This is a genomic window from Candidatus Sulfurimonas marisnigri, assembly GCF_015265475.1.
GTDB classification, from domain to species: domain Bacteria; phylum Campylobacterota; class Campylobacteria; order Campylobacterales; family Sulfurimonadaceae; genus Sulfurimonas; species Sulfurimonas marisnigri.
Map to the genome: position 1 here is coordinate 944,975 of NZ_CP054493.1, position 25,824 is coordinate 970,798.

The window sequence follows — 25,824 nt, forward strand, 5'->3', positions numbered from 1 at the left end:
ATTCCGCTCTACAAACAGTGGGTCTTTAGCTCAGTTGGTTAGAGCCCTCCGCTCATAACGGAGTGGTCGCGTGTTCGAGTCACGCAGGACCCACCACTTATTTTCCTCGTAAATAACGGACTTTCAAATAATTTTTCACTAATAAATGAAATAAGATATAAGTAGCTTACCACCCAACTTTAAGACGATTTATTATTGTTTTCTGCTTTCATTATATTAATAAAAAGAAAAAGTACCATTAGACAAAGGAAATCAATATATAATGAAGTTAAATCTGCCAATAAGCATAATGAATAATATTAGTGTATCATTCTTAAATTTCTTTATTGCAATGTTATTAAACAATAGAAGCGATAAAACTCGCTACACTATAGCACTACGATTTATCAAATATAAAAATAGGATTGCTAATGGCAAAAACAAACTACAATTATGAAAAACGGGCCCGTGAGTTGGAAAAAGAGAAAAAAAAAGAAGAAAAGCGTAAGAAAAAGTTAGCTCAAAATAGTGATGAAACACAAGAAGAAGATACGCAGACAGCTTCAGATAAGTCCAATACTTAACATTAGCCTTATATTATCTGCTGAAAAATTTCTTTCGCAGTTTTCCAGCGATCTTCTTTAGAATTCATCATAACAATCAAGCAATCTTGACCATCTTTTTTAGCACGAGCAATTAAACATGCTCCTGCTTTTGAAGTGTATCCAGTTTTGACACCAACCGCATACTGGTATTTATTTAGAAGACGATTGTGTGTATTAGCTTCAAATGTTTTAAACTGACCATTTCTTACCACTTTATATATGTAAGAGTTTCTATTACTAATTCTGTTGAACATCGGACTTTTGATTGCATATTCGGCCATTATAAGTAAATCGTTTGGAGAAGAGTAGTGGTTTTTTGCATCAAACCCACATGGATTACTAAAATGAGTATGTTCCATTCCTAGTTGCTTAGCTTTTTCATTCATCATGGCAATAAATTTTTTTTCATATCCACCACCAATTGAAATGGCAATCGCTTTTGCAGCGTCATTATCTGATTCAATCATGGCTGCTTTTACTAAATCAGCCAGCAAAACTGCATCACCTTGTTTGTAACCAGCTATTGTAGGCTTAACTTTTAGCATAGCCTTTGTTATTATTACATATTTGTTCATATTTCCATGTTTTATAGCCATTAACACTGTCATAATTTTTGTTAAACTAGCTGGTCTAACTCTTTTTTGAGCATATTTTGAGTACAAAATATTTTTTGTTTTTAAATCTTTTACAATCAATGCTCCAATTTTGAGTTGATCTAATTTATGCTTATTTATATCGCCAAAAAGAGAAATGCTAAGAGCTAATATTAATACAATAATTTTCTTTATCATTAAAAACCTTTTTATATGCATAGTTGAGCAAATAGTATACCATTAGATTTAATGGTGATTTATAATATGAAATTGTGATTAAGCTAAAAAACCACATTGTTTAAAGACTAATATTTTAGCATCATAGTTGATGCTAATGATTCTGTTTATTTTGTAGAACATTTCTAATTTCAGCAGAAGTGTTATCTACCCATAGTTTATTTATGTCAGGTGCCATTTTAGAATATATTTCATAATATTTTTTGTCATTACACTTAAGAATAATACGGTCAAAATAAGATTTAACCATAGTAATAGAGTATTTTTTTGCTTGTGGTGAATTGTTGTTGAAGTTATCTAAATGTCGGCTAAATTTGTTTTTATATCTTATACAATCTGTGGCAGTTGCTGCATCCAAACTAATTATGCCAATTATTGTAATAAGAAAAACAAATTTTTTCATTCACAATCCTTTGTATACAATTACTCTCATATAGATATCTATGTATTATACATTGTTTACAAAATGCATTATATTAAATTAACGAAGATATTGAATTTCTGTTTTAAGTTTTCAGTCCATTATAAACAAATATATATTTAACTTTATCTTAGCTATCATTATTTACAATATTAAACTCATGGAATAAATTTGGAGGGCTAGTTTAACTCCTAATGAGAGTTATCTTAGATAAACGACAATATGGAGAATTTAATGCACACGGATAAAATAAGGGATTTTTTTAAGGGTGTTGAACTGTTTTCAACATTGAGTGATGATGAGTTAAGCCTACTTCTAGATGAAGTTGAAGTGAGAACTTTAAACACAGGGGACCTTTTGATTCGCGAGAATCATCCACGAAAAGCAATTCATTTTATCTATGACGGTAAGGTGGCTTTGTTTAAAACCACTCCTTATGGTGAGGAAAAGAAGATGGGGCTTTTTACAAACTTTGATTTTTTGGGAGAAGGTGCTCTTTTTGATGACTCCCCACATTCCACTTCAGCCAAGGCAGAAGTAGATACTACTGTTTTATCCATAAGAAAAGAAAAACTTTTTCATCTATTTGAAAATAACGGTATTTTGGCAACAAAAATATTTTCATTAATTGCAGGGGTGATTTCAAGAAGATTACAGCAAACTAACAGCCGTGCAGTCAACTCTTCGGCTCAATACAAATCAGGCCAAACTAGGATGGAACACGACCTTCTTGGAGACAGAAAAGTCCCTTTTGAAGCATACTACGGCATTCAAACTATGAGAGCTATGGAAAACTTCAACATCAGTGGAGTGACTCTCAACTTTTTTCCAGATCTAATCATAGGACATGCAATAGTTAAGATGGCAGCAGCAAAAGCCAACGCAGAACTGGGTTACCTAGATGAAAAAATACACAATGCAATCGTAGAAGCGTGCCAAGAGATTATAGAAGGAAAACTCCACGACCAATTTGGGGTGGATATGATACAAGGAGGTGCTGGTACCTCTACTAATATGAATACTAATGAGGTAATTGCCAATCGAGCCTTGGAAATTATGGGTCACAAAAGAGGACAGTACCAATATTGCCACCCAAATAATCATGTAAACTACTCCCAGTCTACAAACGATGCTTACCCAACTGCGGTGCATCTGGCTCTAAACTTTGCCAATAAAAAACTACTTGATGTTCTTCGTAATCTCGTTAGTGCTTTTGCAGAGAAGTCTCTTGAGTTTGCTGATATTATAAAAATGGGAAGAACCCAGCTTCAAGATGCCGTTCCGATGACACTGGGACAAACATTTCAAACTTATTCAGATACCTTGGAGACAGAAGCAAAGAAGCTAGTCTACGCTGCAGATCATTTTTTAGAAGTAAATATGGGTGCTACAGCTATCGGAACAGGAATCAATTCTGACCCTGAGTACAGCGACAAAGTGGTAAAACATCTTAGAGAAATAACAGGACTAGACGTAGTATTAGCTACCAACTTAGTAGAGGCAACACAAGACACAGGCTCATTTGTGATGTATTCAGCAACGATGAAGAGGCTAGCCATAAAGTTATCTAAAATCTGTAACGATTTACGCCTTCTCTCTTCAGGTCCAAGGGCAGGTTTTAATGAAATCAATCTGCCAAAAATGCAACCTGGTTCTTCCATTATGCCGGGGAAAGTAAATCCTGTTATTCCTGAAGTAGTAAATCAGATTGCCTTTAAAGTTATTGGCAATGATTTAACAGTTAGTCTTGCGGCAGAATCTGGTCAACTAGAACTAAATGTAATGGAGCCTGTAATAGCTCAGAGTATTTTTGAGTCTATAGAGATGTTGAAAAATGGAATGAAGACTCTTCAGTACCGCTGTATTGAGGGTATAACGGCTAATAAAGAAGTATGTCGTAGACAGGTTGAAAACAGTATTGGACTTGTTACAGCCCTCAATCCTATACTGGGTTATGATACATGTACCATGCTTGCCAAAGAAGCATTGGAAAAGAATGCTAGTATTTACGACTTAGTCCTTGAAAAAGATTTGATGACAAAAGAAGAGTTAGAAGATGCTCTATTGCCTGAGAACATGACTAAGCCTAAAAAGAGAGTTTTTCGTGAGTGGAAATAGAGAATTTATGAAAATATGGTCGTTCTCCACGTTAAAAATATTGAACAATGATAAAACAAGAAAAACATTACCAAACTGTGCCTAATTATAATATATTTACTTGCTATTATGGAATTATAACTTGCTAATAAACCTTTTTTCCATTAATCATTACGCTTACATTAATTTTAGAGTCATGGTAACTGATGTTTACTTCTCCATAGTCATCTATTGAATAGCTTCGTAGTGAAACTTTGCGTGATTCATTATTGCCAGAATCATTTGCAAGTTTATAACCCATATCTTTTAAATATTGGATGTGCTCATCTACACTTGTGAGTGGATGTATCTCTTTTACTAGTTCAGGCTTGGCATTTTTTAAACTTACTGAAATATTGTATACACCTTCAGCAGAATACTTTTGCATTATGAGTTTATCTTTTGTATTGCTAATCGTTATAAAGCTCTCATTTAAATAATAATTTTCATATTCTTCTATGGATGTAAAATTCTTAATATCTATATCTCGGCTTGTTTTTTTGTCGGAAGAGATGTTGTTCTTTTCTTCTTCACTGGGCACTTTGATTTTTTTAAAATATCCATTGTCTTCATATGACACTTGTAGCCCTATTGTTGGTGCATTAGAGTCATCTATCCAATCACGAATAGTAAAATCTTTTGTTTCTCCATCAGAGAGCATAACAAGACCTGTCCCTTGGTCATTGTTAAACTGATATATCATCCCTATTGAGACCATTTTCTTCCTTGGTAAATACAAATTTTTGTTGATTTTAACTTCTTTATACTTAATAATACTCTATTAATAAACAACTTGTTTAAAATAAAATTTCTATTTAACTCTTGATACTAATTATATATATTGTGATAATTATGAGTTATAAATATTCAGGCCATTATATGTTGCTGATAGTAAAGTGTATTTTATTCTTTCTAAAATTAAAAATCAGCTGTTTAACATTATTTTAAAAATGACATTACCATACAACACATTGATTAAGAGTACCATAAGCAAAACAACCTCTATAGTCTCTTGTTATAGTATTTGTAATTAAAGATGAGTTTTTTATAGTTTTATTTGAATCTGCATTATGTATACTTTTTGTATTTGAATATGCTTTTCTTACTGCTTTATAAGAGTTACTACCTTGTAGGCTTTTATTGTTTGAAGATAAACAAGATGTATGTCTAGATTTTAAAATATTTTCAACTGTTTGAATGGGATCGATTTTTGTCGTATCTGTCTTCCAAATAAGAAAAGTCATGTTTGTGCTATTTTCTTTTAAATAAATATCTAATTCTCCGACAGTAGATATGTCAAAATACATTATATAATCATAGTTTTTACTATTTAAAGGAGTGTTTGCTTGCTTGACATACTCGACAGTAATATCCGCAAAGGAGTTTCTTTTTTTAAACATTAAATGTACTAAATCTTGTTCCCTAGTGTACGCATTTAAATAATAGTTTTCTGACAAAATACCTTTGTCAGATAGAGGAATTAATGAAGTGATTGTTTCATTTGATAGCAAAAGTATATTGATAGAGAATGGATAAGGGATTAGCAATGTGCTAGTTTCATTAATTATTTTATTATTATTGTAATCTTTTTTATAATATGCAGATTTTTCTATAGCATATGTATTTACAGCTGTGTAGTCAATCTTTTTTTTTACACATCCTGAAATAGATATCGAAATAAAAAAAATTATACTTATATTTATAATATTTAATTTCATGACATCATTATATTTATTAATTAATTAAAACTGTTTGAATCAAAGATATAAATGCGTGTCAGATAAAATTATATATTAATCACTTAATATTTTTTATCCACTCTGAAATCATTAGTAATTCATCTCTATCAATGTTGTGGTCTTTTTCATAACTTTTAAACTCTATGTCAAATCCAGAATCTTGAAGTATTTCAATCTGCTCTTTTGAAGTTTGAAAAGAGAGTACACCATCATATATTCCATGAGTACATAGCCATTTTGAGTTATTTACATCCTTATTCATTTCTTTAAGAAGTTTATCAGTATCATAAATATATCCACTTACAGCAATATAGCCTCCAAGAGTTTTATGGTATCTCGCTCCAAACTCAAATGTTAGTAGTGAACCTTGTGAAAAACCAAATAAAAAACTCTCATGTGCATTAAAGTCTTCTTCAAACAGTTCATCTAGAACTTTTGTAAGTACCTTAGATGAGTATTCAATTCCTGGTAATTGACCTGGAGGTAATGGATACCACGAGAAGCCTGTATAGTACTCAAATGGAGCATTTAATAAAAGATAGTTCATATCATTAATATCTAAAAATGACGGAAAGGAAGTAAAGCCTTCAGCGGAGTCACCACGACCATGAAGAATAATCATCAACTTTTTTGAAGGAGTTTTTGAGGGTATAAAAATATTATCTAGTTCTAAATTATTCATGGTATATTATACTGGGTTTATGTTATTATCAACAGTATATCTGGTGAATAATCTTAGTCATAAGCTTTAATAAAGTTATTTGGATTTACTTGAAATTAATTAATTCTAATTTGCCTTTTGGTAAACTGTTGGTTTTAAAGGATGAAAATGAAATATATTATAGATATGATAGATGATATACGCGAGAATATACAAAACTCTTATGATTACACACTTTTGGCTATGCTTTTAAAAGAAGATAGTCTCGAAAACTTTCAAAATGTAGGTGTAAAAGTTATTACGTCTTTATATGTAGACCATGACGCTAAACAGCTGCAGTTAGGGTTTTTTGATGAGAATGTTACAAGTAAAGAGTTGTTAGAGTGTGTGAATTCTTTAGAAATGAAAGCTATGATGTATGAGGTAATGATAAAAGTCTCAAACGAGCATCCACTAATGCCTATTATTGGGTTTGGTGACAACCATAAAGAAAAACAGTACACTTTTTTTGTTATAAGCTAATCTATATTAATAATGTTAATGCACAACTGTTTTAGAAGATAAATCATTACATTTTTTCAATTAAATATCCAAATAAGGCGTTAATCTATAACCAATTCCATAAATACTTTCTACACAATTCTCAGGAAGTTTTTTTCTGAGTTTGGAGACAAGTTTTCTTATATTTGAAGTGTCTAAACTTTCATTAAAAGAGTTATAATGAGATGTTATAGCCTCATTAGAGTATATTTTGCCAACATCTTGACTCAGTATTTGTAAAAAAATTATTTCATATTTTGTTAATGGAATAATAGTTCCATGGTTAATAAGAAGAGAATTCTCTTTATTAAACATGAATGAAGAGTCTAAGTTTATATTAGAATTTTTATTTGTGTTTTTTGTTTTATTTAGGTTTTTAGATGCACTCAAAAGTGCTTGCAGTAAGTTTTGATAGTCTATGGGCTTCTTAATAAATTGTTCAATTCCCAAGTTTATTAAAGGTAATAAGTATTTTGAATCATCATATGCAGATAAAATTATAACTTTTTGGCTTGCATTTATATTGTAAATATTAGCTACTAATTCGACACCGTTTAAGCGAGGCATCTGAATATCAGACAGTATAATATCGTAGTAGTTAGAAGTTTCGTTGTAGTAATCTTTATATTTAATAAGTGCATCTTCTCCATTGATAGCAGTATCAACTTTTTTAAAAAAATTTTTTAAAATTTCAGATGTGTTAGCTCTTAAGTCTTCAATATCTTCAACAAAAAGAATTGACAAATCTTTAGTATAAACTAGTAATTCTTTAGAATTTAGCATAATAATCACTTTAAATATATTTTATGAACGATTATACCTATTTATATATTATATATTCAATAAAGTAAGATATTATTACAATAAAAAGAGATGACAATGAAAATAATTATAAATGGCGAAATAAAAGAGTTTGATGAAGATATAACACTTGAAATTATACTGATAGAGCTTGACTTAACTGATAAAGTTATGGCAGCGGCAGTTAATATGGATATAGTAAAACAGGAAAATTGGAGTTCATATAAATTGTGTGATGGAGATAAATTGGAGTTATTAGACTTTGTTGGTGGTGGATGACTCTATTGCTACCACGGCTATTGCATACTCTCCATCATGTGTAATAGATAGACTGCTATCCGTTATTTTAAAGTTATCAATAATTTTTTTTGATAGCTTTAAAATAGGAGCACCTTTGGGAGTTTTATCTATTGTTATATCATGAAAACTACATTCTGAGCCTATGCCAACTCCAAGAGCTTTAGAACATGCTTCTTTAGCTGCCCAAAATCCAGAAGCGGTTTTATAGTTTTTAACGAGATAAATCTCGTCAGAAGAAAGAAATTTTTGAAGTGCTTTTTCGCCAAATCGCTCTATTAAGCGATTCATACGTGAGGTTTTAATTAAATCTATGCCAATCATTTACTGAATGACAAAGTCTGTAAAGTATATACCTTGTACATTTCCATCAACAATCATAGAGTTTAGTGTATCCATTATCTGTTCTGAAACTTTTTGTTTGCCTTTTTTTGAAGATATCTCTTCTAAGGTCTTTGAAGTTAAAATTCTAATAATTCTATCTCTAATAACTGGAGACTTATTGTCAAGTTCTATACTTAGTTCGTTGCCATTTAATTCTAGAGATATTGTTGCTTTTAAATAACGACGGCCAGCATCACTTTTTAAATTAACAGTAAATGTATCAAGTGGATATAGAATTCCAATTTCACTCAATTTTTTTGATTGTATTATGTCTGAATTTCTTTTGGGTCTATCTGAAGTGCTTTTTTCTTGCATTTGTGGAGCACTGTTTTGTTGTACTTGAGCTTCTTCTCCACCCATTAACATCACAGCCACAATAGCACCACCAATAATAATAAGAACCAAGACTACTATGATAATTATCATTAGCATATTTTTTGGTTTTTTATCTTCCCCAGTGGTTTCTTCTTTACTCTCTACTTCAGCCATTGCATCTTCCTTGATTTTAGTTCTGTTAGTATATCAAAATTTATACAATTTTATAAACAGTTGTTCTTTATGTGTTAATTAGTCACACTTCTTTATATTTAGACTTTTTATAATTTTTTCAAATATAGCACCAGACTCACGAGTTGAATCATCATGGTATTCAATAACTAATACTTCTCTATTGTTAGAAATAGTACATGTGTAAGTTTCCGGTTTAGTAGTATACTCAGCAATTATTTTCTCCACACAAGTATTAACCTTTTTCTTCTCTTCTTTGCCCTCATAAGCTAGTGATAATTTTGAAAACCTCTCTTCACTTCTAAACTCAGCATCAATCATGTCTATCCTTTTGTATAAATATTTTGAAATTATACATCTTTTATAGTTAAAAGCGGTTTTAAATTAGTACCATTCTATTAGTTTAGTTACTTCATCAACTAGAAAAATTTTCATTGTAGTTTTTTCAAGTGGTATTTTTGCCAATAGTGCTTTTGTAATGTTTTGCATTTTAGCTTCTTTAAGTCTAGCATCCATCGCATAAACTTCTCTTACGTCACCAACAAGAGAAACTTCACCTATAAAAACTGTCTCTTTTGATATAACTCTATTTCTAAAACTACTTATTATTGCTGCTAAAACTGCTAAATCTGCAGATGTTTCAGTTATTTTTATTCCACCAGTTATATTTATAAATACATCATATCCAGAAAGTGGAATTTCTAATTTTCTCTCTAAAAGTGCTAAGAGCATATTCAACCTGTTGTTATCAAATCCAGTTGCTTGTCTTTTTGAATTACTAGTGTGAGACTCTGAAACAAGTGCTTGTACTTCTAGTATTATTGGGCGTGAACCTTCCATTATTACAGTAAGAGCTGAGCCTGCTTGTTCTGAGTTTCTATTGAAAAATCTAGAAGCAACATCTGTGGCAGACACCAGACCATCGTTTCTCATCTCAAATACGCCTATCTCACTGGTCGGTCCAAAACGATTTTTAAAACCTCTTAGTATTCTAAGTTCTTGTGAAGAATCTCCTTCAAAATATAGCACAGTATCAACCATATGCTCTAGCACCCTAGGACCAGCAATAGAGCCCTCTTTTGTAATGTGTCCAATTATAAAGATTGCTATGCCTTTGTCTTTTGCTATTCTCATTAGCTCAAATGTTATCTGTCTAACCTGTGTTACAGAGCCAGGTGCAGAAGTTATTGCTTCAGAGTATAGTGTCTGAATAGAATCAATAATTAAAAAATCATATTTTCTGTGCTCAAGTTCAACTAAAACTTGTTCTAGCCTGATTTCAGCTAAAAGGTACAGAGAATCGTGATTTGCTTTTAGACGATTTGCACGCATTTTAATCTGCCCACTAGACTCTTCACCGGTTACATAAAGAACATTTTTTCCACTTGATGCAATATCTCCGCCAACTTTTAAAAGTAGTGTTGATTTGCCGACCCCTGGACTTCCACCAATTAGTGTAAGCGAGCCAGGGACTACTCCACCACCAAGAACCATATCAAACTCTTTGTCATGTGAACTAAACCTATAAATATTTTCTTCTTTTATATCATTTATACTTACTGCTTTAGAAGAGCTGTTTGATGCAGATTTTGTCTGCTTAACAACTTCTTGTTGATGCTCATTAAGCTCCACAAATGAATCCCAAGCTCCACAGTTTGTACACTTGCCCATCCACTTTGGAGTTGTCAATCCGCAATGTTGACATTCAAAAAGAACTTTCATTTTAGCCATAAAATTACCCTTATTCTTAATTGTGAGAAATTATACATGGTTTTACATGTAGAAGATTAAAGTATGACAAAATGCAATAATATTGTAATGATCAATATATTCAATTCCTAATCTTTGATCCACAAAACAGTGTAGGTGATTCAAGTAATGATGTTTGTTCTTATTGCTGATGAAGTGAAAATATTGGCAGAGAGAACTCAAAATTCACTTACTGAAATAGATTCAATAAAAAAATAATGAGTCTATTTCTGTATTCTATTTTGGAATATAATTAATATGAATACATATTCAATATATTTATTCTTATTTTATTGTGTTTAAGCATTTTTAGAGTATATTACGGGCTATAAAAGGAAATTTATGGGTCGTTTTACAGATATATCACTAAAAGCTAAAACAATTGCTTTATTAATAGGTGCTATGATTTTTATGGCAGTCTCAATGACAGTTATTATTTCAGCTCAGAGTAAAGATGCACTATTGAAAAAAACTTATAACTCTTTAGTCTCTTCTAGGGAGGTTAAGGCAAATCAAGTAGAGCGTTTTTTCTCTAATACAATGGTGGATATAAATGTCCTATCCCTTAATGCGAATGTAATGAAAATTCTTTCAGAGTTAATTATGCTGCACAGAGAACTTGAAGTACAAGCTACAGATCCATACCCCATTGATGACATGGATGTAGATGATATAATTGATAAATATGATGAGTTTTTTCAATATTATGCGAAAGAGTACAAATACAGTGATTTACATATTATTTGTCAAGAACACGGTCATGTAATGTATTCTCAAGCAAAGAAGTCTGATATTGGAGCGAACTTAAGTAGTGGCAATCTTAAAAACTCACCTCTTGGAGAGGTTTGGAAAAAAGTTAAAGATTTAAAACGCCCTGTATTTATTGATATGAAACCTTATATTCCAAATAAGAGTGAGCCTACGATGTTTTTGGGAGCACCTATTATGGTGAATGGTTTTCTCAAAGGTGTTTTAGTATTTCAAATATCTGAAAAATCCATTAATGAAATTATGACTTTTAGAGATGGATATGGAGAGTCACAAGAGGATTATCTTATAGGAAAAGATAATCTTATGAGAAGTGATAGTTTTCTTAGTCCTAAGGAGCGATCTATTAGTGCATCGTTTGCTAATCCTACTTTAGGTTCTGTAAAAACAGAAGCTACTAAAAATGTTCTATCTGGAAAAACAGATATACAAATTGTTTTAGACAATAATAAGAAATCAGTTTTATCTGCATATAAGCCTATAAAAATTGGTAAAGATTTAACTTGGGCAATTATGAGTGAAATTGATGAGTCTGAAGTTATGAAAGAGCCAGATAACTTTAGAAACACTATGGTGATAATATCTGGTGTAATTTTCATAATATCTTTAATAGCTTCTTCATTTATATTAACTTTAGTTTTGGTTCGTCCTCTAAAAGAGTTGGAAAACAGAGCAGAAGATTTAGCGCATGGAGAAGCTGACCTGACACAAAGGTTAAATATTCAAGGTAATAATGAAATTGCCCGTGTAAGCAACTATGTTAATGACTTTATAAAAAAAGTTCAAGATACTATTGTTCAAGCAAAGTTTACAAGTAATGAAAATTTATCTGTATCAGAAGAGTTGGCAAAAACATCCAGAGAAATTGGTAAAAAAGCTGAAGAAGAGTCTACAATTGTCAGCGAAGTTAGTTCTCATGGAAAAAGGCTTCAAAGTGTTCTTCAGGGCTCTATTGAGAATGCAAAAGCTACAAAAGATGAAATTGACAGTGCTGAGTCAACAATGTTAAGTACAAGTAAAGTAATAGTTGCTCTTTCTGATGACATTAGAACAAGAAGTGAAGTTGAAGCAGAATTAGCAGACCGACTACTACATTTAAGTTCTGATGCACAACAAGTAAAAGGTGTTCTAGATGTTATATCTGATATTGCCGATCAGACAAATTTATTGGCACTAAATGCTGCTATTGAAGCAGCACGTGCAGGTGAACATGGTAGAGGATTTGCAGTAGTTGCAGACGAGGTCAGAAAACTTGCAGAGAGAACACAAAAGTCACTCTCAGAGATTAATGCAACTATAAGTGTAATTGTCCAATCAATTTCAGATGCTAGTGAAGCTATTTCTGCAAACTCTTCAGCTATAGAGAAGTTGTCAGAAAATGCAATTACTGCTCAAGATGAAATATCTAGCAGTGTAACTCTTATGGGAAGCGCTGTTATAAAAGTTGATGATATGGTTCAAGGATACATTGACAACGGTAAGGCAATCGAAGATATGATAATGAAAGTTGAAATTGTAAACGAATTGTCCGTTTCAAACACAAAAAGTGTTGAAGGTATTGCATCTGCTTCTAATCAGTTGTCATCAATGACTACAAAATTAAATACTCTGTTAGAGTCTTACAAAACTTAGAGAATAAGTTTCTCTATGGCTCTACTCTTCTACAAATATAACATCAAGCAAACCATCAACAAACTCATACTTGTCGAATGGAGTTAAGTTTTCTGGTTGTTCACCTGTTCCAACATAAAGTATAGGAAGTTCAAGTGCGTAGGCTATACTAAATATGCTTCCACCTTTTGCAGTGCCATCTAGTTTTGTGATGATGATACCATCTATCCCTATCATCTCATTGAATGCTTTTGCTTGAGCAATAGCTGAATTACCTTGTGTGCCATCTATAATAAGAACTGTTCTATGCGGTGCTCCACTATGAGCTTTATCACAGATGCGATTTATTTTTTTAAGTTCATTTGATAAATTTGTTTGCGTGTGTAGTCTGCCGGCAGTATCAATAATAACATTATCAAAACCTTTTGCTTTAGCTGAGTCTATGGCATCATAAGCGACGGCAGAGCTGTCGTGTCCTTGCTTTGATGAAACTATTGGGATATCAAGCTTTTTAGACCATAAAGTAAGTTGTTCTATGGCAGCGGCTCTAAAAGTGTCTCCAGCGCCTAGTAAAACTTTTTTACCTTCATTCTTATATCTAGATGCCAGTTTTGATATAGTTGTGGTTTTTCCTGCACCGTTTACACCAACTATCAGTTCGACAAAAGGTGCATTGAATTCTGGTTCTTTATATGAGGTATAGGCCAGAGTTGCTAAAAGCTTTGATCGTAAAATATCACGTGTAATTTTACTTTGGTACATCTCATTTAAAATAATCTCAACCAATTCATATTCAACGTCAGCTTCTAGTAGAATATCTTCAAGTTCATCTTTTGTGAATGATATTTTTCTTTTTGGTGCTACCGCTTTTATTGCTTCTGCAGTTTTAGCAAGAGACTTTTTTATAAAACCAAACATTGGTACTTCCTTATTTTCCTAAAGCTCTTTTGATGTCACTATCAATAAACTCTTCTTCAGTTGCACCTATAAAATGGTTGATTAGTACGCCATCTTTATACATTGCCATTGTTGGAATGGGGTATCTGTCTCCAAGTTTTAGTTCAAAAGCGATTGCGTTTGTTAAACGACGATTTTGGTCAGAATTCACTAAAGTATAGTTTGCTGTGTACTCTTTTCTAAAATCTAATAGTTTATCATTTAAAATTTTGTCTTCAATTGTTATACCGATGATTATAAGGTCGTCTTTATATTTTTCCTGAAGTGAACTTAAGTGTGTCGCAGCTGCTTTACAAGGTGGGCACCAAGTTGCAAATATATCAAAGATTACTACTTTTCCTTTTGCACCTTCTAGAATAAACCCGTTATCTTTTTTCTTTACAACATACTGTTTTGAGTCAAGCCCCGTAAGCAAATACTCGTTTGCTGACACCATGTCATTAACACTACTGCTTATGTCTTTATTTTCGTCATTTGAGCAAGCTTGAAAAGTAAGAGCAGATAGTATTGATATAAATAAAATAGATTTTTTTAACATTTTGTTACCTTGTTTTCTGTTTTTAGAGTAAAATTAGCGAAATTATATCCATAAAGATTTAATATGCCCCTATCAAAAACAATATTTAGACAGAATTGCCTAAAAAAGATAAAAAATAGTTCCAAAATAAATATTGTATATAAAAATTCAAAATTAAATTCAAAATTATTAGATAAGATTTTGGGATTAAAAAAGAAAAAAATACTCTTATATATTCCACTTCCCTTTGAAGCAAATATAGCTAAAACTATTAAGATATTGCGAAAAAAACATGACATTTTTGTTCCGTTTATGGAAGGCGAAAGTTTTAAGATGGTACCATTTAGATTGCCGCTTAAGAAGAAAAAATTTGGTATTTATGAAGCGGGAAATAGTTTAAGAGATATAAAGAATATTGATATAGCTGTTGTACCTATTGTTGGTATGGATGGTAAATTACAAAGAGTTGGGTTTGGAAAAGGAATGTATGACCGTTTCTTTGCAAAGTTAAAAAAGAGACCATATATAATTTTTGTACAATCAGATCTTTGTCAAACAAAAGAGTTTATTTGTGATGATTATGACATCACATGTAATATATTAATAACACCACATGTTAAAATTGAAAATAAAAACTTAGCAAAGGCTAAGAATAGGAAATAAAAATGTTAAGCGAAATACTAATAGGTGGCTCAATTGCTACCGTTAGTGGGCTTGCAGGTTTTTTGATTTCTAAAAAAGTAACTAACGCTAATTTTGATATTTATGTCGATAAAGCCAAGGCAAAAGCAAGTGCAATTGAAAATGAAGCACATATACTTTTAAGCAAGTCTAATATAAAAGCTCAAGAGATTGAAATAGAAGCTAATAAAAAGTTTGAAAGTGCAAAAGCAAGAGCTAAGGAAGATCTTCGTCAAAGAGAAGATGATGTAATACGAAAAGAAGATAGCTTTAAAAGGTACAAGCAGAGTGAAGAGAAAAGACTTTATGATGAAAGTGCCACTTTAAAAGCTCGAAAAGTTGATTTACAAAGAAATGAAAAATCTCTAAACTCACTAAAAATGAGATATGAAAAAAAGATTGATGAAGCACTCCATGATATGGAACATTGTGCAGGAATGACTGAAGATGAAGCTAGGGCTGTTTTACTTGAAAAAGTAGAGGAGAAATCTCGTGCAGAGATAGCTCATATTGTTAGGCGTTATGAAAATGAAGCAAAAAAAGAGGCAAAGCAAAAGGCAAATTATATTTTAGCTCAAGCAACAAGTAGATTTGCAGGAGAATTTGCCTCGGAGAGACTTACCAATTTGATTCACCTTGAAAGTGATGAATTAAAGGGTCGCATAATTGGTAAAGAAGGTAGAAATATAAAATCCCTAGAGACTCTTTTAGGTGTTGATATTATCATTGATGATACACCAAATGCTATACTTGTTAGTAGTTTTAACCTCTATCGCAGAGCAATTGCCACTAAAACAATAGAGCTACTTATTGAAGATGGTCGCATTCAGCCGGCACGTATTGAAGAGATATATACAAAAGTTTGTGATGAGTTTGAAGTTGCTATATTAACCGAGGGTGAAAACCTTATTGCGGACATGGATATAGGTGTTATGCATCCAGAACTTGTAAAACTAATTGGAAAGCTGCGTTATCGTGCTAGTTATGGGCAAAATGCATTGGCACATACTCTTGAAGTTGCTCATTTAGCTGGAATAATGGCTGCTGAAATGGGTGGAGATTCAAGACTGGCAAAAAGAGCAGGGCTTCTTCATGATATAGGCAAAGCTCTTACTCATGATCATGATGGAAACCATGTTGATTTGGGTGCAAATATTTGTAACCGCTACAACGAGAATACGGTAGTTATTAACGCTATTTATGCTCATCATGGGCAAGAAGAGATAAATTCTATTGAGTGTGGAGCAGTTTGTGCAGCAGATGCACTATCAGCTGCAAGACCAGGAGCAAGACGAGAAGTTTTAGAGAGTTTCCTAAAAAGAGTTACAGAGATAGAAGAGATAGCTTCAGGGCATATAGGTGTAAGTCAAGCTTATGCTATAAATGCCGGAAGAGAAGTAAGAGTATTAGTTAACGCTTCGCTTGTGAATGATGATGAGTCTATATTGTTGGCAAATGAGATAGCTAAAGAGATAGAGGCAAGAGTTCAATACCCAGGTGAAATAAAAGTTAATGTTATTAGAGAGAGCAGAGCTGTTGTATTTGCTCGATAGTTCTATTTAGAGTAGTCGTAAAGACTACTTTTTAAGAGGACTGTTTGTGCTATCTTTAGCGAAACGCTTCAAGAAAACATTCATATATGGAAGTCTTTTTTGATATCTTTCAGTTTCAAAATATGGTTTAAGTTTTTTCTCTGCTTGGATAGCTTTGTATTGATTGCTGTTTATATGTCTTAATCCAATATCTTTACCATTGTTTACCATAAAGTCTTCCCACTGTTTCATTGTATAATTTACCACAAAAACACTACTACCACCATGGCAAACCCTACACTGTTGCAAGTACTCTTTTTGGCCACTAAAGTAGTGTATCTTCTTCGCATAAGCAGAACTTGAAATAGTTAGTAAAACTGAAATTAAAATAATTTTTTTCATATAAAGTCCATTTTTAAATTAATTAAAATTATATCTTTGTATCTCTGATAAGATACTTAATCTGTCTAATACGCATCTTCAATATCATTAATCTCTGAATCATCATACGGATCCATATGTACAATAATATGAACATTCTTATCTTTAAAAAGTTCTTTTATTTTCAGCTCCAGCCTGTCTGATACTACATGTGCATCATAAAGTGAAATGCTAACATTAAAGACTACATGTACAGATATGTATATGTGTGAACCAGACTCTCTTGTTTGTAGGTAATGATAGTCTGTTGTAGCTACATCACTCTCTAAAACATCTTTTATTCTTTGTATATCTTCTTCTACCAAAGCTGCATCTAGAAGCATTAAAATGCCTTCTTTTATTATAGGAAAAGCTGAGTAAATCATATATATAGCGATACCTATTCCAAGTATTGGATCTATTAACATCTCTCCTGTCATTGATATAAGACCTAGTGCAACAAGTACTGCACCATTAGAAAATATGTCTGTTTTATAGTGGAGCGCATCTGCTTTAATAACCATGTTCTTTGTTTTATTAGCAACATAGTTTAAAAATATAACCAATACTGCCGTAATAATTATGGAAGCTGACATTACCCAGATACTTTCGGTCATAAAGTTCATCTCTCTAGGGTATGCTATTTTTACAAGTGCTTCATAAAATATGAAAAGTGCGGATAAAGATATGACAGTGCCTTCTATCACTGCAGCAAGTGGTTCAATTTTACTTCGTCCAAAGTTAAAGTTGTCATCTGGATTTTTCTCTGAATTATGTAGAGCAAAATAATTAAAAAGTGAAACAGTTAAATCTAGTAAAGAGTCTATCGCAGATGCTAGAACAGCGATAGAACCACTCAAAACACCAACTGTCATTTTCATAAGTACGAGGAGTGCTGCTACAGATGTTGAAATTACTGTTGCTTTTTTTTCTAATCTCATTAAGTGTCCTATTAGTTTTAGGGTACAATTATATTAGAATAAAGATATTATAGTTATTAAAATGAATTTAAATAATTTGAGAGAAGTATTTTAAAATAAGGTAGAGATTTAATATTATGGATTTAAAAGAGTTAAGGCTACAAAGAGAAAAATGGATGACGTGGAAGAATATAGCTCCTCTTCGTGAAGCATTAAGTAATTTAGAAGATGGTTCTTGGGATATAGAACTCAAAGATGCAGTTAAAATTAGTGGTGAAGCTCCAAAAAATATTGAAGAAGTTGCAAAACTTATGATGCCTTGGAGAAAGGGTCCGTTTGAACTTTTTGATACTTATATAGACTCTGAGTGGAAAAGCAATATAAAATATAATCTATTACGAAAACATTTTAGTTTAAAAGATAAGAGAGTTGCCGATATAGGTTGCAACAATGGATACTATATGTTTAGAATGCAAGAGGACGAGCCAAAGTTATTAGTCGGTTTTGATCCGTCTCCTTTGTATAAAACACAGTTTGATTTTATAAACCATTTTGTAAAAAGTGAAATAGTTTACGAGCTTTTGGGCGTTGAGCATTTAGAATTCTATGAAGAGAAGTTTGACACTATATTTTGTTTAGGCGTCCTTTATCATAGAAGTGATCCTGTTGCAATGTTGAAGTCGCTTTATAAAGGTTTGGACAAGCAAGGTGAAGTAATCTTGGATACTTTTTATATTGAGGGAGATAATGAGATGTGTCTATGCCCTGAATCATCATATTCAAAGATACCAAACATATATTTTGTCCCAACCATTAAAGCTTTAAAAAACTGGTGTTTAAGAGCTGGTTTTGTTGACTTTGAAGTTTTAGAGACCTCAAAGACTGATGCAAATGAGCAGAGAAAAACTCATTGGATTGATGGTCAATCGCTAGAAGATTTTTTAGATGAAAACGATAATTCTAAAACTGTTGAGGGTTATCCAGCACCAGCGCGTGTATATATTAAACTTATTAAGGATAAGAGATGAATGAGATGCAAGAAGCCAATGAAATAGATGAAGATAGTGAACTAGATATTAATGAGTACAAAGATGAAAATCAAGTTATTATAAATACTCACGAAAGAGTAAACTTAGATTTGAATGGGACAATAGAAAAACTAGAGAGTGGGTATGTTGAGTCTAAGTTAGTAACAATACCTGAAATGGTTGCTGATGATCTTGGCCTGGTTCATGGTGGATTTATTTTTAGTGCAGCTGATTTTGCTGCTATGGTTGCTGTAAATGAAAAAAATGTTGTATTAGTAGCTAGCGAATGTCAATTTTTATCTCCCGTTAAGTTTGGTGATGTTGTTTATTTCAAAGCAAAGGTTCGTCACAAAGAGGGTAGAAAAAGAAATGTAAATGTTACTGGGTATGTATTAGATATAAAAGTTTTTGAGGGTGAATTTAAAACGGTTGTTACAGAGAGACACGTTTTAAAGCTAAAACTTCTTGATACTGAAAAAGAAGATTAGTTTTTTTACATGTAGAACTCTACATGTAAATAGTTATCTCTCCGCAGTTAGTAAAAATACACCAAATTTTTTATTAGGTTTATTTATTGTATTTATATTTCTATATTTAACATTTTTAAAACCTGATTCCTCCACTATCTTTACTAAGTTTTCTTCATCAAATCCAAAATGAAAAACACCCATGTTGTCAGAATGGAAAGTTCCATCTTCTACTTCTAAGTCGGCTATAGCAATAAAACCGTTACTACTTATATTTTTATGTATAGTTTCAAAAAAAGCTTTTAAATCTTCTACATGATGTAGTGTCATAGAACTGACTAAGCCATCAAATATGTTTTTAAGAGGTTCTTTTATTATGTCTTGACAGTATGTGTCAATACTTAATTCTGAAGTGTTTTTTTTATGAAGTTTTTCTAGCATAGAAGCTGATGTATCAATACCATAAACTTTTTTTACACTTTTTGCGATTTCAAAACCAAGTAGTCCAGTTCCAACTCCAAAGTCCAATATCTCCATACTTCCAGATAGTTCAATGTCATTTTTAATTGCGTCAGCTATTGTTTTTGCACCTTGAACTTGTACAGTTCCCTCGTCCCAAGTTTTTGACTTCTCACTAAAATGATCTTTCATTATAAGTTTCCTATCCAATAATCAGCATACTGTTGTTCTTGTTTTATCGTTGTTGTATTTCCATGACCTGGATATATTGTTTTGTCGTAGTCTAATTTTTTAAACCTCTCTAGTGAAGCTCTCATATCATCAGGTGATGAGTATGGAAAATCTGTTCGCCCAATTGAGCGCTCAAATATAAAGTCACCGCTAAACATAGCGTCACCTATCTCTATGGTTGAACAACCAGGACAGTGCCCAGGAAAATGACGAAATTTCACCTTTACGCCATCAAAATCAAACTCTTGGTTTGGTTCAACTTCAACATCAGGTTCTGATGGTGGGAGGTCTGGTCTCCAACTACTGTCAGAGAGAAGCATAACATCTCCTTTTGGAGTGTAAAGAGGAATGTTTAATTTATTTTGAAGCTCATCATTGCTCCAGACATGGTCAAAATGTCCGTGGGTATTTAATATGGCAACAGGGTTTGTAACATTGTCTAGAACCCATCCAGTCGCACCTATTCCTGGGTCTATTATAAAATCTTTTCCATCTGCTGTCGCGATGTAACAATTTGTTTGGTACTCTCCCATTGGTTGAACTTTAATAGTCATAATTTCTCTTTTTAGGCAATTGTATCAAAAATAGATTAATTACCAATTATAAAATTAGTGTGTTGTTACCAAACTTTGATATAATATTTTTTGTTAAAGATTATTAAAGGTTAATGATGATGAAGTATGAGCAGATAACAATTTATCTGCAACATTTTTTAGATAATGAAGTTCGTAAGACAGGACTTAATAGAGTGGTTCTTGGGCTAAGTGGCGGACTTGATTCTGCGGTTGTAGCAGTGCTCGCCCAGAGAGTATTTAAAGATGATCTTCTTTGTGTGAAAATGCCATCGCAATACTCTTCAAAAAGTTCACTTCACGATGCTGATGAGCTCTGTCGTGATTTTGGTATTAATGTAATAACTGCCTCAATAGAGCCAATGCTAAAAGCATATGAAGAGTTGAATCCAGATATGGATAATCTAAGGAAGGGTAATATATCTTCTAGACTTAGAATGACAACCATCTTTGATATTTCAGCTAAAGAAAACGCTTTAGTTTTAGGGACAAGCAACAAGAGTGAGTTAATGTTAGGGTATGGAACACTCTACGGTGACCTCTCAAGTGCTATAAACCCAATCGGCGATTTATATAAAAGTGAAGTATTTGAGTTAGCAGAGTACCTTGGTGTTACAAAAAGTATCATTAAAAAGCCTCCTTCTGCAGATTTGTGGGATGGGCAGAGTGATGAGGACGATTTAGGATATACATATGCACAGCTTGATGAAGTCATGAAACTGTATGTAGAAGATAGGTTAAGTAAAGAAGAAATTGTAAATCAAGGTTTTAACGAAGATATGTTTGATATGATTATAAAGAAAATATTTCGTAACCATTTTAAGAGAAAAATGCCAATTATTGCAAAGTTGACATCAAGAACTATTAATCACGATTTTAACTATCCAAGAGATATAACACTATAAAGGATTAGAATATGAAAATACCATTTTGTAAGTATGAAAGTAGTAGAGATGCACACTCAAATGTGAGTGATGTTTTAGATGGCGAAGATTTAAATCAGGTTGAAGAGTTAGAGAATGATTTCATATCTTATATTGGAGCAGACTATGCATTAGCAACGTCGCATGGTACTTCTGCGCTTCACTTAGCGATGTTGGCTTTAGACCTTAAGCGTGGTGATAAAATAGTGTGTTCTGTAAATACGCATCCTAATGTTCCTGAAGTAGTTCGTCATTTTGATGCAGAACCTACTTTTATAGATATAGATGCTGATACATATAATATTAATCTTGACAAACTTGAAGCTTATCTGCAAGATAATCAGTCTAAAAAACTAAAGGCTGTAATAGTCACGCATGTTGCTGGTCAATGTGTAGATTTAGATAGACTTTACAATATGGCTAAAATTTACGATGTAAAAATTGTTGAAGATGCGAGCGAAGCTTTAGGCGCAACATATAATGGTAATAAAATAGGCTCAACTGGTGCAGATATTACTTGTTTTAACTTCTCTTCTCACCTAAAAAAAGATGTTTGTAATGGCGGTATGCTCGTTTGCAACTCTGAGGATATTATAAATAGAGCTAAGCTTTTAAGTTCACATGCTATGGTTAGAGATGAAGACTCTTTAGAATATATCTATGATGTTACAGATATTGGGTTTGATTACTCAATGAGTCAGTTAGATGCTGCGTATATTAGAGCGCAGATAAAAGAGCTAGATAACAACCTGCAAAGAGTGAAAGAGATTGCCAATATCTATAGTGATGCTCTTAAGAAAGTTGAACACATATCTATACCTAAACAAATTAGTGAGGAGCATCCATACTCTCTTTATATTATTAAAGTAGATAAGAATAGAGATTCATTCGCATTAGAGCTTAAAAAACAAGGTATTGAAGTTGGGCTACACTATATTCCGCTTCATTTTTTAACATATTATAAAACTAAGTATTCACTAAAAATAAATAATTTTCCTACAGCCCTTACTAGTTATCAGCAAATTATGTCGTTGCCTATATATCCTAGTATGACAGATAGGGATGTTAAATTTGTGATAGACAAAATCAAGTTAGTTGCTTCTACAAGAGTTTAAAAAGATAAATATTGAAAAAAACTATAGTCTTTTGGGTTGAAAAATACTTTTACAACCCAAGTTCTACTCAAAAACTTCTGTCCATTTTACTATTACCTCTAAGTTGGATTTACTGTTTAGTAATGTTTTTAAGATTTAAAAGCAAAGTGATAGAAGATTTTGGTGTAGATATTGTAAGTATTGGAAACCTTAGTGTTGGAGGAAGTGGAAAAACACCACTAGTTACTGCACTATCTTTAAAGTATAAAGATGTAGCGATAGTACTTCGTGGATATGGACGAGATAGTGTAGGTCTTTTTATTGTAAGTGATGGTAAGAATATCCTTTGTAACGTAAATACAAGTGGTGATGAGGCTATGATATATGCTCATAAAGTTCCACATGCAGTAGTTATAGTAAGTGAAGATAGAAAAGCTGGGATACATAAAGCAAAAGAGTTAGGCGCAAAAATTATATTTTTAGATGATGCTTATTCAAAGCACGACATAAAAAAACTGGACATTCTTATAGAAGTTAATAGTAGTAATAATTTTTGTTTGCCATCCGGACCCTTTAGAGAGAGACTTTGGACTTCAAAAGAGAGTGTTATTGTAAGAGATGGAATTGATTTTAAGCGTCATGTAGAGCTTGTAAATAAATATGATAAAATGTCATTAGTAACCGCAATAGCAAGACCATCGCGTTTAGAAGATTATTTGCCACAGGTAGTTAGCAAAAACTACTTTGAAGATCATCACTCATTTGTAAAAAGTGAGATAGAAGAGATACTTAAGAAAGATGCTTCAGAATCGGTCTTGGTGACATATAAAGACTTTGTAAAATTAGAGTCATTTAATTTGACACTTTCGTTGTTGGACTTACATGTAGAAGTTGATAAAAGAATATTTACAATTATAGATAATTATAGAAGGAATAATGGTGCAAAAAAAGATTGAAACAGTAAAAACTCTGCTTGAGGCTTTGCCGTTTATTAAGCAGTTTAACAAAGAGATTATTGTTATAAAGTATGGTGGTTCGGCACAAGAATCACCTCAGTTAAAAGAGAAATTTGCTCAGGATATTTTACTTATGTATTTGGTTGGAATAAAGCCTGTTGTAATACATGGTGGAGGAAGACAGATTAATGAGATGCTTGATGCATTAAAGATTGAATCTAAATTTATAGATGGACAAAGAGTTACTTCCAAAGAGATTATGAGAATTGTAGAGATGGTTTTGAGTGGTGAGATAAATAAAGAGATTGTTTCTCTATTAAATTCTCATGGAGCAAAAGCTATTGGAATTAGCGGTAAAGATGCTCACTTTATTACTGCAAAAGCAAAAGATTTTACTAAATGGGGACTTACTGGAAATATTACAGATGTAAAGTCTGAAGTAGTTTCTAACTTAATTGCAGAAAAGTTTATTCCAGTTATTGCACCTATAGCAGCTGGTGAAGAGATGGGACATCCTGGGTTTAACATTAATGCAGACTTGTGTGCTTCATATGTAGCAAAAGCAATTGGTGCAAATAAAATAATATTTTTAACTGATACTGCTGGAGTGTTAAACAATGATAAAGAACTTTTAAGTACACTTACCAAAGATGAAATAGAAGCTCTTAAAGCAGACGGGACTATACATGGTGGCATGGTGCCAAAGGTTGATGCCTGTCTTGAAGCTATTGAGGGTGGAGTGGAAAAAGCACATATTATTGATGGAAGAATAGAGCATTCATTGTTGCTAGAACTCTTTACTTCAGAGGGTGTTGGTACTCAAATAGTTAAATAATTCTTTTTTAAGAGTGGCTATGGATTTTATAAATTTCAGTTTTATTATTTTCTAGCCATTTTATAAAAAAGTTTCTGAGTAGAGATTTCTTTTGGAATTTCTACATCGTTTAATAAGTTTTCACTTAAAATTTTTGCTAAGTATGGACCAAATACAAAGCCTCTGGAACCAAGAGCATTTATTACATGTATATTTGGATAGTACTCTAGTGCATCAAATGGGATTTTTGTACCATTTTTTATAGATGGGTGTTTTTCTACGGAGCTTTTATAATCAATAGCTTTTCCTATTACAGGAAAAAAACTTTTTATAGTTGCGCGTGCCCCTTTGAATATTTTTACGACTTCTAGGTTTTCTAATTTGATTAATTCATTTGCTTGAGTCAACAGAGAATCTATTTGATCTTTTTCACTGTCTACATAAAAGCCGCACTCATCACATGTAGTGTAACACTCTATCTCATTTGTTGCAAAGTGTCTTATCTGAGTTGCACCAATAGCCACAGTTCCATCATTTTTATTTGTTGAGACAGATATTGATTTATGAATATTAAAAGGGATTTTGGTTGTAGTCTTTACATCAATTTTAAGGCCAAATACATGTGTTATTGCCATGTATGGAACTTTTACTAAAGAGCTACTTCCGCCTTGAGCTAAAATTATATTTTTTGCTCTAATGTCGTCTATATTGTAAAAACCGTCTTCAAAGGTTAATTTCTTGATATCTTTTATGTATAAATCACAGTTTTCAAGCAGTTTAGTGCAGACTGTTAGAGGGTTTATAACAGCCGCATTTTCATAGTAATACCCATCTATTTCTTTGAAGTTTTTCGATATGTCTTGTAATTTTTTGTTGTCATAATACCCATATGAGAGAGCATTGTCTTTTAGTTTATTAAGCTCAAAATTATCATTAGGAACCCTTAAAACACCTTTTTTATTCACGGCTTCAGGAATTAACTTTTCATAAAAATCTATAGAGAACTCTAGGGCACTATTTACAAAATTATTGTAAAGGTTCTCTTTACCAGGAAGAGGAGATAAGAATGCCCCTGCCGCTCCACTTGCCCCCCGTGCTATCCCTTTTCTATCAATAACAGCTATTTTTTTAGCACTTTTTTGCAGGGCATAAGATATGTTACATCCTGCACTTCCGGCTCCAATAATTATAAAGTCATATGTTTTCATTGTGCGATTATATGAAA

30 protein-coding genes, 1 tRNA gene and 1 pseudogene are annotated in these 25,824 nt (G+C 32.3%); 15 read left to right on the forward strand and 17 right to left on the reverse strand.

What is annotated here, in order from left to right:
• Positions 1-19: 19 nt before the first annotated feature.
• Both HUE87_RS04800 and HUE87_RS04805 read left to right on the forward strand, forming a co-directional pair.
• A tRNA-Ile gene (locus tag HUE87_RS04800) sits at positions 20-96 on the forward strand.
• Between the two features lie 314 nt (positions 97-410).
• Positions 411-563, forward strand: a complete 153-nt coding sequence (locus HUE87_RS04805) for a hypothetical protein (protein WP_194367590.1) — start codon at positions 411-413, stop codon at positions 561-563.
• Between the two features lie 8 nt (positions 564-571).
• On the opposite strand, the gene HUE87_RS04810 is transcribed toward HUE87_RS04805, so the two are convergent.
• Together HUE87_RS04810 and HUE87_RS04815 are read right to left on the reverse strand one after the other, a co-directional pair.
• Complete coding sequence (locus HUE87_RS04810) at positions 572-1,375, reverse strand: D-alanyl-D-alanine carboxypeptidase family protein (RefSeq protein WP_194367591.1); 804 nt, start codon at positions 1,373-1,375, stop codon at positions 572-574.
• Positions 1,376-1,508: 133 nt separating this feature from the next.
• Positions 1,509-1,817: a hypothetical protein gene (locus HUE87_RS04815; RefSeq protein WP_194367592.1), complete on the reverse strand. Its 309-nt coding sequence runs from the start codon at positions 1,815-1,817 to the stop codon at positions 1,509-1,511.
• Positions 1,818-2,069: 252 nt separating this feature from the next.
• Here HUE87_RS04815 and HUE87_RS12650 point away from each other — a divergent pair.
• Both HUE87_RS12650 and aspA read left to right on the forward strand, forming a co-directional pair.
• Positions 2,070-2,420: pseudogene (locus tag HUE87_RS12650) on the forward strand (cyclic nucleotide-binding domain-containing protein); the annotation flags it as partial.
• Between the two features lie 129 nt (positions 2,421-2,549).
• Complete coding sequence (gene aspA, locus HUE87_RS04820) at positions 2,550-3,953, forward strand: aspartate ammonia-lyase (protein WP_229855267.1); 1,404 nt, start codon at positions 2,550-2,552, stop codon at positions 3,951-3,953.
• A gap of 124 nt (positions 3,954-4,077) precedes the next feature.
• Here aspA and HUE87_RS04825 read toward each other — a convergent pair whose 3' ends face one another.
• From HUE87_RS04825 to HUE87_RS04835, 3 genes are all read right to left on the reverse strand, one after another.
• Positions 4,078-4,689 carry a hypothetical protein gene (locus HUE87_RS04825; RefSeq protein ID WP_194367594.1) on the reverse strand — a complete coding sequence of 204 codons (612 nt, stop codon included), beginning with the start codon at positions 4,687-4,689 and terminating at the stop codon, positions 4,078-4,080.
• A 238-nt stretch (positions 4,690-4,927) separates the two neighbouring features.
• The gene (locus HUE87_RS04830) at positions 4,928-5,689 is read right to left on the reverse strand and encodes a hypothetical protein (protein ID WP_194367595.1); all 762 of its coding nucleotides are present in this window, start codon (positions 5,687-5,689) and stop codon (positions 4,928-4,930) included.
• Positions 5,690-5,768: 79 nt separating this feature from the next.
• Positions 5,769-6,392 (reverse strand): alpha/beta hydrolase, encoded by a 624-nt coding sequence (locus tag HUE87_RS04835; RefSeq protein ID WP_194367596.1) that lies wholly within the window; start codon positions 6,390-6,392, stop codon positions 5,769-5,771.
• 147 nt (positions 6,393-6,539) lie between these two features.
• Here HUE87_RS04835 and HUE87_RS04840 point away from each other — a divergent pair, with 147 nt between their 5' ends.
• On the forward strand, positions 6,540-6,893 hold the full coding sequence (locus tag HUE87_RS04840) for a hypothetical protein (RefSeq protein WP_194367597.1): 354 nt from the start codon (positions 6,540-6,542) through the stop codon (positions 6,891-6,893).
• 60 nt (positions 6,894-6,953) lie between these two features.
• Here the strand turns inward: HUE87_RS04840 and HUE87_RS04845 are convergent, their stop codons facing one another.
• Complete coding sequence (locus HUE87_RS04845; RefSeq protein ID WP_194367598.1) at positions 6,954-7,694, reverse strand: response regulator transcription factor; 741 nt, start codon at positions 7,692-7,694, stop codon at positions 6,954-6,956.
• A gap of 96 nt (positions 7,695-7,790) precedes the next feature.
• Between HUE87_RS04845 and thiS the strand changes: the two genes are divergently transcribed.
• Positions 7,791-7,991, forward strand: coding sequence for a sulfur carrier protein ThiS (gene thiS, locus HUE87_RS04850; RefSeq protein ID WP_194367599.1), 201 nt, complete (start codon positions 7,791-7,793; stop codon positions 7,989-7,991).
• Here the strand turns inward: thiS and acpS are convergent.
• The 4 genes from acpS to radA form a co-directional block, all read right to left on the reverse strand.
• Complete coding sequence (acpS, locus tag HUE87_RS04855) at positions 7,968-8,333, reverse strand: holo-ACP synthase (protein ID WP_194367600.1); 366 nt, start codon at positions 8,331-8,333, stop codon at positions 7,968-7,970. The genes thiS and acpS overlap by 24 nt on opposite strands.
• The gene (gene fliL / locus HUE87_RS04860; protein WP_194367601.1) at positions 8,334-8,882 is read right to left on the reverse strand and encodes a flagellar basal body-associated protein FliL; all 549 of its coding nucleotides are present in this window, start codon (positions 8,880-8,882) and stop codon (positions 8,334-8,336) included. It abuts the gene before it with no gap.
• Positions 8,883-8,960: 78 nt separating this feature from the next.
• On the reverse strand, positions 8,961-9,221 hold the full coding sequence (locus HUE87_RS04865; protein WP_194367602.1) for a hypothetical protein: 261 nt from the start codon (positions 9,219-9,221) through the stop codon (positions 8,961-8,963).
• A 63-nt stretch (positions 9,222-9,284) separates the two neighbouring features.
• The gene (gene radA / locus HUE87_RS04870; RefSeq protein WP_194367603.1) at positions 9,285-10,631 is read right to left on the reverse strand and encodes a DNA repair protein RadA; all 1,347 of its coding nucleotides are present in this window, start codon (positions 10,629-10,631) and stop codon (positions 9,285-9,287) included.
• A gap of 360 nt (positions 10,632-10,991) precedes the next feature.
• On the opposite strand from radA, the gene HUE87_RS12860 reads away from it, so the two are divergent.
• Entirely contained in the window at positions 10,992-13,049 is a 2,058-nt protein-coding gene (locus HUE87_RS12860) for a methyl-accepting chemotaxis protein (protein WP_194367604.1), read from the forward strand.
• A gap of 21 nt (positions 13,050-13,070) precedes the next feature.
• Here the strand turns inward: HUE87_RS12860 and ftsY are convergent, their stop codons facing one another.
• Entirely contained in the window at positions 13,071-13,946 is an 876-nt protein-coding gene (ftsY, locus tag HUE87_RS04880) for a signal recognition particle-docking protein FtsY (RefSeq protein ID WP_194367605.1), read from the reverse strand.
• A gap of 10 nt (positions 13,947-13,956) precedes the next feature.
• Positions 13,957-14,523 carry a TlpA family protein disulfide reductase gene (locus HUE87_RS04885; RefSeq protein ID WP_194367606.1) on the reverse strand — a complete coding sequence of 189 codons (567 nt, stop codon included), beginning with the start codon at positions 14,521-14,523 and terminating at the stop codon, positions 13,957-13,959.
• Between the two features lie 63 nt (positions 14,524-14,586).
• Between HUE87_RS04885 and HUE87_RS04890 the strand changes: the two genes are divergently transcribed.
• Together HUE87_RS04890 and rny are read left to right on the forward strand one after the other, a co-directional pair.
• A complete protein-coding gene (locus tag HUE87_RS04890; protein ID WP_194367607.1) occupies positions 14,587-15,165 on the forward strand; it encodes a 5-formyltetrahydrofolate cyclo-ligase in 579 nt (192 codons plus the stop codon).
• Between the two features lie 2 nt (positions 15,166-15,167).
• Complete coding sequence (gene rny, locus HUE87_RS04895) at positions 15,168-16,736, forward strand: ribonuclease Y (RefSeq protein ID WP_194367608.1); 1,569 nt, start codon at positions 15,168-15,170, stop codon at positions 16,734-16,736.
• Between the two features lie 24 nt (positions 16,737-16,760).
• Here the strand turns inward: rny and HUE87_RS04900 are convergent, their stop codons facing one another.
• Positions 16,761-17,117 carry a hypothetical protein gene (locus HUE87_RS04900; protein WP_194367609.1) on the reverse strand — a complete coding sequence of 119 codons (357 nt, stop codon included), beginning with the start codon at positions 17,115-17,117 and terminating at the stop codon, positions 16,761-16,763.
• 65 nt (positions 17,118-17,182) lie between these two features.
• Entirely contained in the window at positions 17,183-18,076 is an 894-nt protein-coding gene (locus HUE87_RS04905; RefSeq protein WP_194367610.1) for a cation diffusion facilitator family transporter, read from the reverse strand.
• Between the two features lie 116 nt (positions 18,077-18,192).
• Here HUE87_RS04905 and cmoB point away from each other — a divergent pair, with 116 nt between their 5' ends.
• Together cmoB and HUE87_RS04915 are read left to right on the forward strand one after the other, a co-directional pair.
• Positions 18,193-19,083 carry a tRNA 5-methoxyuridine(34)/uridine 5-oxyacetic acid(34) synthase CmoB gene (cmoB, locus tag HUE87_RS04910; RefSeq protein ID WP_194367611.1) on the forward strand — a complete coding sequence of 297 codons (891 nt, stop codon included), beginning with the start codon at positions 18,193-18,195 and terminating at the stop codon, positions 19,081-19,083.
• Positions 19,080-19,571, forward strand: a complete 492-nt coding sequence (locus HUE87_RS04915; RefSeq protein ID WP_229855228.1) for a PaaI family thioesterase — start codon at positions 19,080-19,082, stop codon at positions 19,569-19,571. The genes cmoB and HUE87_RS04915 overlap by 4 nt, the downstream gene beginning before the upstream one ends.
• Before the next feature lie 33 nt (positions 19,572-19,604).
• Here HUE87_RS04915 and HUE87_RS04920 read toward each other — a convergent pair whose 3' ends face one another.
• Both HUE87_RS04920 and HUE87_RS04925 read right to left on the reverse strand, forming a co-directional pair.
• A complete protein-coding gene (locus HUE87_RS04920) occupies positions 19,605-20,201 on the reverse strand; it encodes a class I SAM-dependent DNA methyltransferase (protein ID WP_194367612.1) in 597 nt (198 codons plus the stop codon).
• Entirely contained in the window at positions 20,201-20,794 is a 594-nt protein-coding gene (locus HUE87_RS04925; protein ID WP_194367613.1) for an MBL fold metallo-hydrolase, read from the reverse strand. Before HUE87_RS04925 ends, HUE87_RS04920 begins: the two co-directional genes overlap by 1 nt.
• A gap of 116 nt (positions 20,795-20,910) precedes the next feature.
• Between HUE87_RS04925 and HUE87_RS04930 the strand changes: the two genes are divergently transcribed.
• From HUE87_RS04930 to argB, 4 genes are read left to right on the forward strand one after another with little or no spacing between them, the layout of a single operon-like run.
• A complete protein-coding gene (locus HUE87_RS04930) occupies positions 20,911-21,717 on the forward strand; it encodes an NAD+ synthase (RefSeq protein WP_194367614.1) in 807 nt (268 codons plus the stop codon).
• Positions 21,718-21,728: 11 nt separating this feature from the next.
• On the forward strand, positions 21,729-22,850 hold the full coding sequence (locus HUE87_RS04935) for a DegT/DnrJ/EryC1/StrS family aminotransferase (protein ID WP_194367615.1): 1,122 nt from the start codon (positions 21,729-21,731) through the stop codon (positions 22,848-22,850).
• An 11-nt stretch (positions 22,851-22,861) separates the two neighbouring features.
• Positions 22,862-23,785: a tetraacyldisaccharide 4'-kinase gene (locus HUE87_RS04940; protein ID WP_194367616.1), complete on the forward strand. Its 924-nt coding sequence runs from the start codon at positions 22,862-22,864 to the stop codon at positions 23,783-23,785.
• Positions 23,769-24,620, forward strand: coding sequence for an acetylglutamate kinase (gene argB, locus HUE87_RS04945; RefSeq protein ID WP_194367617.1), 852 nt, complete (start codon positions 23,769-23,771; stop codon positions 24,618-24,620). The genes HUE87_RS04940 and argB overlap by 17 nt, the downstream gene beginning before the upstream one ends.
• Before the next feature lie 44 nt (positions 24,621-24,664).
• On the opposite strand, the gene HUE87_RS04950 is transcribed toward argB, so the two are convergent.
• On the reverse strand, positions 24,665-25,807 hold the full coding sequence (locus tag HUE87_RS04950; RefSeq protein ID WP_194367618.1) for an FAD-dependent oxidoreductase: 1,143 nt from the start codon (positions 25,805-25,807) through the stop codon (positions 24,665-24,667).
• Between the last annotated feature and the right edge of the window lie 17 nt (positions 25,808-25,824).

Coding starts and splice junctions, on each gene's coding strand:
- HUE87_RS04805 (WP_194367590.1), top strand. CDS start 411: ATGGCAAAAACAAACTACAATTATGAAAAACGGGCCCGTGAGTTGGAA.
- HUE87_RS04810 (WP_194367591.1), bottom strand. CDS start 1,375: ATGATAAAGAAAATTATTGTATTAATATTAGCTCTTAGCATTTCTCTT.
- HUE87_RS04815 (WP_194367592.1), bottom strand. CDS start 1,817: ATGAAAAAATTTGTTTTTCTTATTACAATAATTGGCATAATTAGTTTG.
- aspA (WP_229855267.1), top strand. CDS start 2,550: ATGGAACACGACCTTCTTGGAGACAGAAAAGTCCCTTTTGAAGCATAC.
- HUE87_RS04825 (WP_194367594.1), bottom strand. CDS start 4,689: ATGGTCTCAATAGGGATGATATATCAGTTTAACAATGACCAAGGGACA.
- HUE87_RS04830 (WP_194367595.1), bottom strand. CDS start 5,689: ATGAAATTAAATATTATAAATATAAGTATAATTTTTTTTATTTCGATA.
- HUE87_RS04835 (WP_194367596.1), bottom strand. CDS start 6,392: ATGAATAATTTAGAACTAGATAATATTTTTATACCCTCAAAAACTCCT.
- HUE87_RS04840 (WP_194367597.1), top strand. CDS start 6,540: ATGAAATATATTATAGATATGATAGATGATATACGCGAGAATATACAA.
- HUE87_RS04845 (WP_194367598.1), bottom strand. CDS start 7,694: ATGCTAAATTCTAAAGAATTACTAGTTTATACTAAAGATTTGTCAATT.
- thiS (WP_194367599.1), top strand. CDS start 7,791: ATGAAAATAATTATAAATGGCGAAATAAAAGAGTTTGATGAAGATATA.
- acpS (WP_194367600.1), bottom strand. CDS start 8,333: ATGATTGGCATAGATTTAATTAAAACCTCACGTATGAATCGCTTAATA.
- fliL (WP_194367601.1), bottom strand. CDS start 8,882: ATGGCTGAAGTAGAGAGTAAAGAAGAAACCACTGGGGAAGATAAAAAA.
- HUE87_RS04865 (WP_194367602.1), bottom strand. CDS start 9,221: ATGATTGATGCTGAGTTTAGAAGTGAAGAGAGGTTTTCAAAATTATCA.
- radA (WP_194367603.1), bottom strand. CDS start 10,631: ATGGCTAAAATGAAAGTTCTTTTTGAATGTCAACATTGCGGATTGACA.
- HUE87_RS12860 (WP_194367604.1), top strand. CDS start 10,992: ATGGGTCGTTTTACAGATATATCACTAAAAGCTAAAACAATTGCTTTA.
- ftsY (WP_194367605.1), bottom strand. CDS start 13,946: ATGTTTGGTTTTATAAAAAAGTCTCTTGCTAAAACTGCAGAAGCAATA.
- HUE87_RS04885 (WP_194367606.1), bottom strand. CDS start 14,523: ATGTTAAAAAAATCTATTTTATTTATATCAATACTATCTGCTCTTACT.
- HUE87_RS04890 (WP_194367607.1), top strand. CDS start 14,587: ATGCCCCTATCAAAAACAATATTTAGACAGAATTGCCTAAAAAAGATA.
- rny (WP_194367608.1), top strand. CDS start 15,168: ATGTTAAGCGAAATACTAATAGGTGGCTCAATTGCTACCGTTAGTGGG.
- HUE87_RS04900 (WP_194367609.1), bottom strand. CDS start 17,117: ATGAAAAAAATTATTTTAATTTCAGTTTTACTAACTATTTCAAGTTCT.
- HUE87_RS04905 (WP_194367610.1), bottom strand. CDS start 18,076: ATGAGATTAGAAAAAAAAGCAACAGTAATTTCAACATCTGTAGCAGCA.
- cmoB (WP_194367611.1), top strand. CDS start 18,193: ATGGATTTAAAAGAGTTAAGGCTACAAAGAGAAAAATGGATGACGTGG.
- HUE87_RS04915 (WP_229855228.1), top strand. CDS start 19,080: ATGAATGAGATGCAAGAAGCCAATGAAATAGATGAAGATAGTGAACTA.
- HUE87_RS04920 (WP_194367612.1), bottom strand. CDS start 20,201: ATGAAAGATCATTTTAGTGAGAAGTCAAAAACTTGGGACGAGGGAACT.
- HUE87_RS04925 (WP_194367613.1), bottom strand. CDS start 20,794: ATGACTATTAAAGTTCAACCAATGGGAGAGTACCAAACAAATTGTTAC.
- HUE87_RS04930 (WP_194367614.1), top strand. CDS start 20,911: ATGATGAAGTATGAGCAGATAACAATTTATCTGCAACATTTTTTAGAT.
- HUE87_RS04935 (WP_194367615.1), top strand. CDS start 21,729: ATGAAAATACCATTTTGTAAGTATGAAAGTAGTAGAGATGCACACTCA.
- HUE87_RS04950 (WP_194367618.1), bottom strand. CDS start 25,807: ATGAAAACATATGACTTTATAATTATTGGAGCCGGAAGTGCAGGATGT.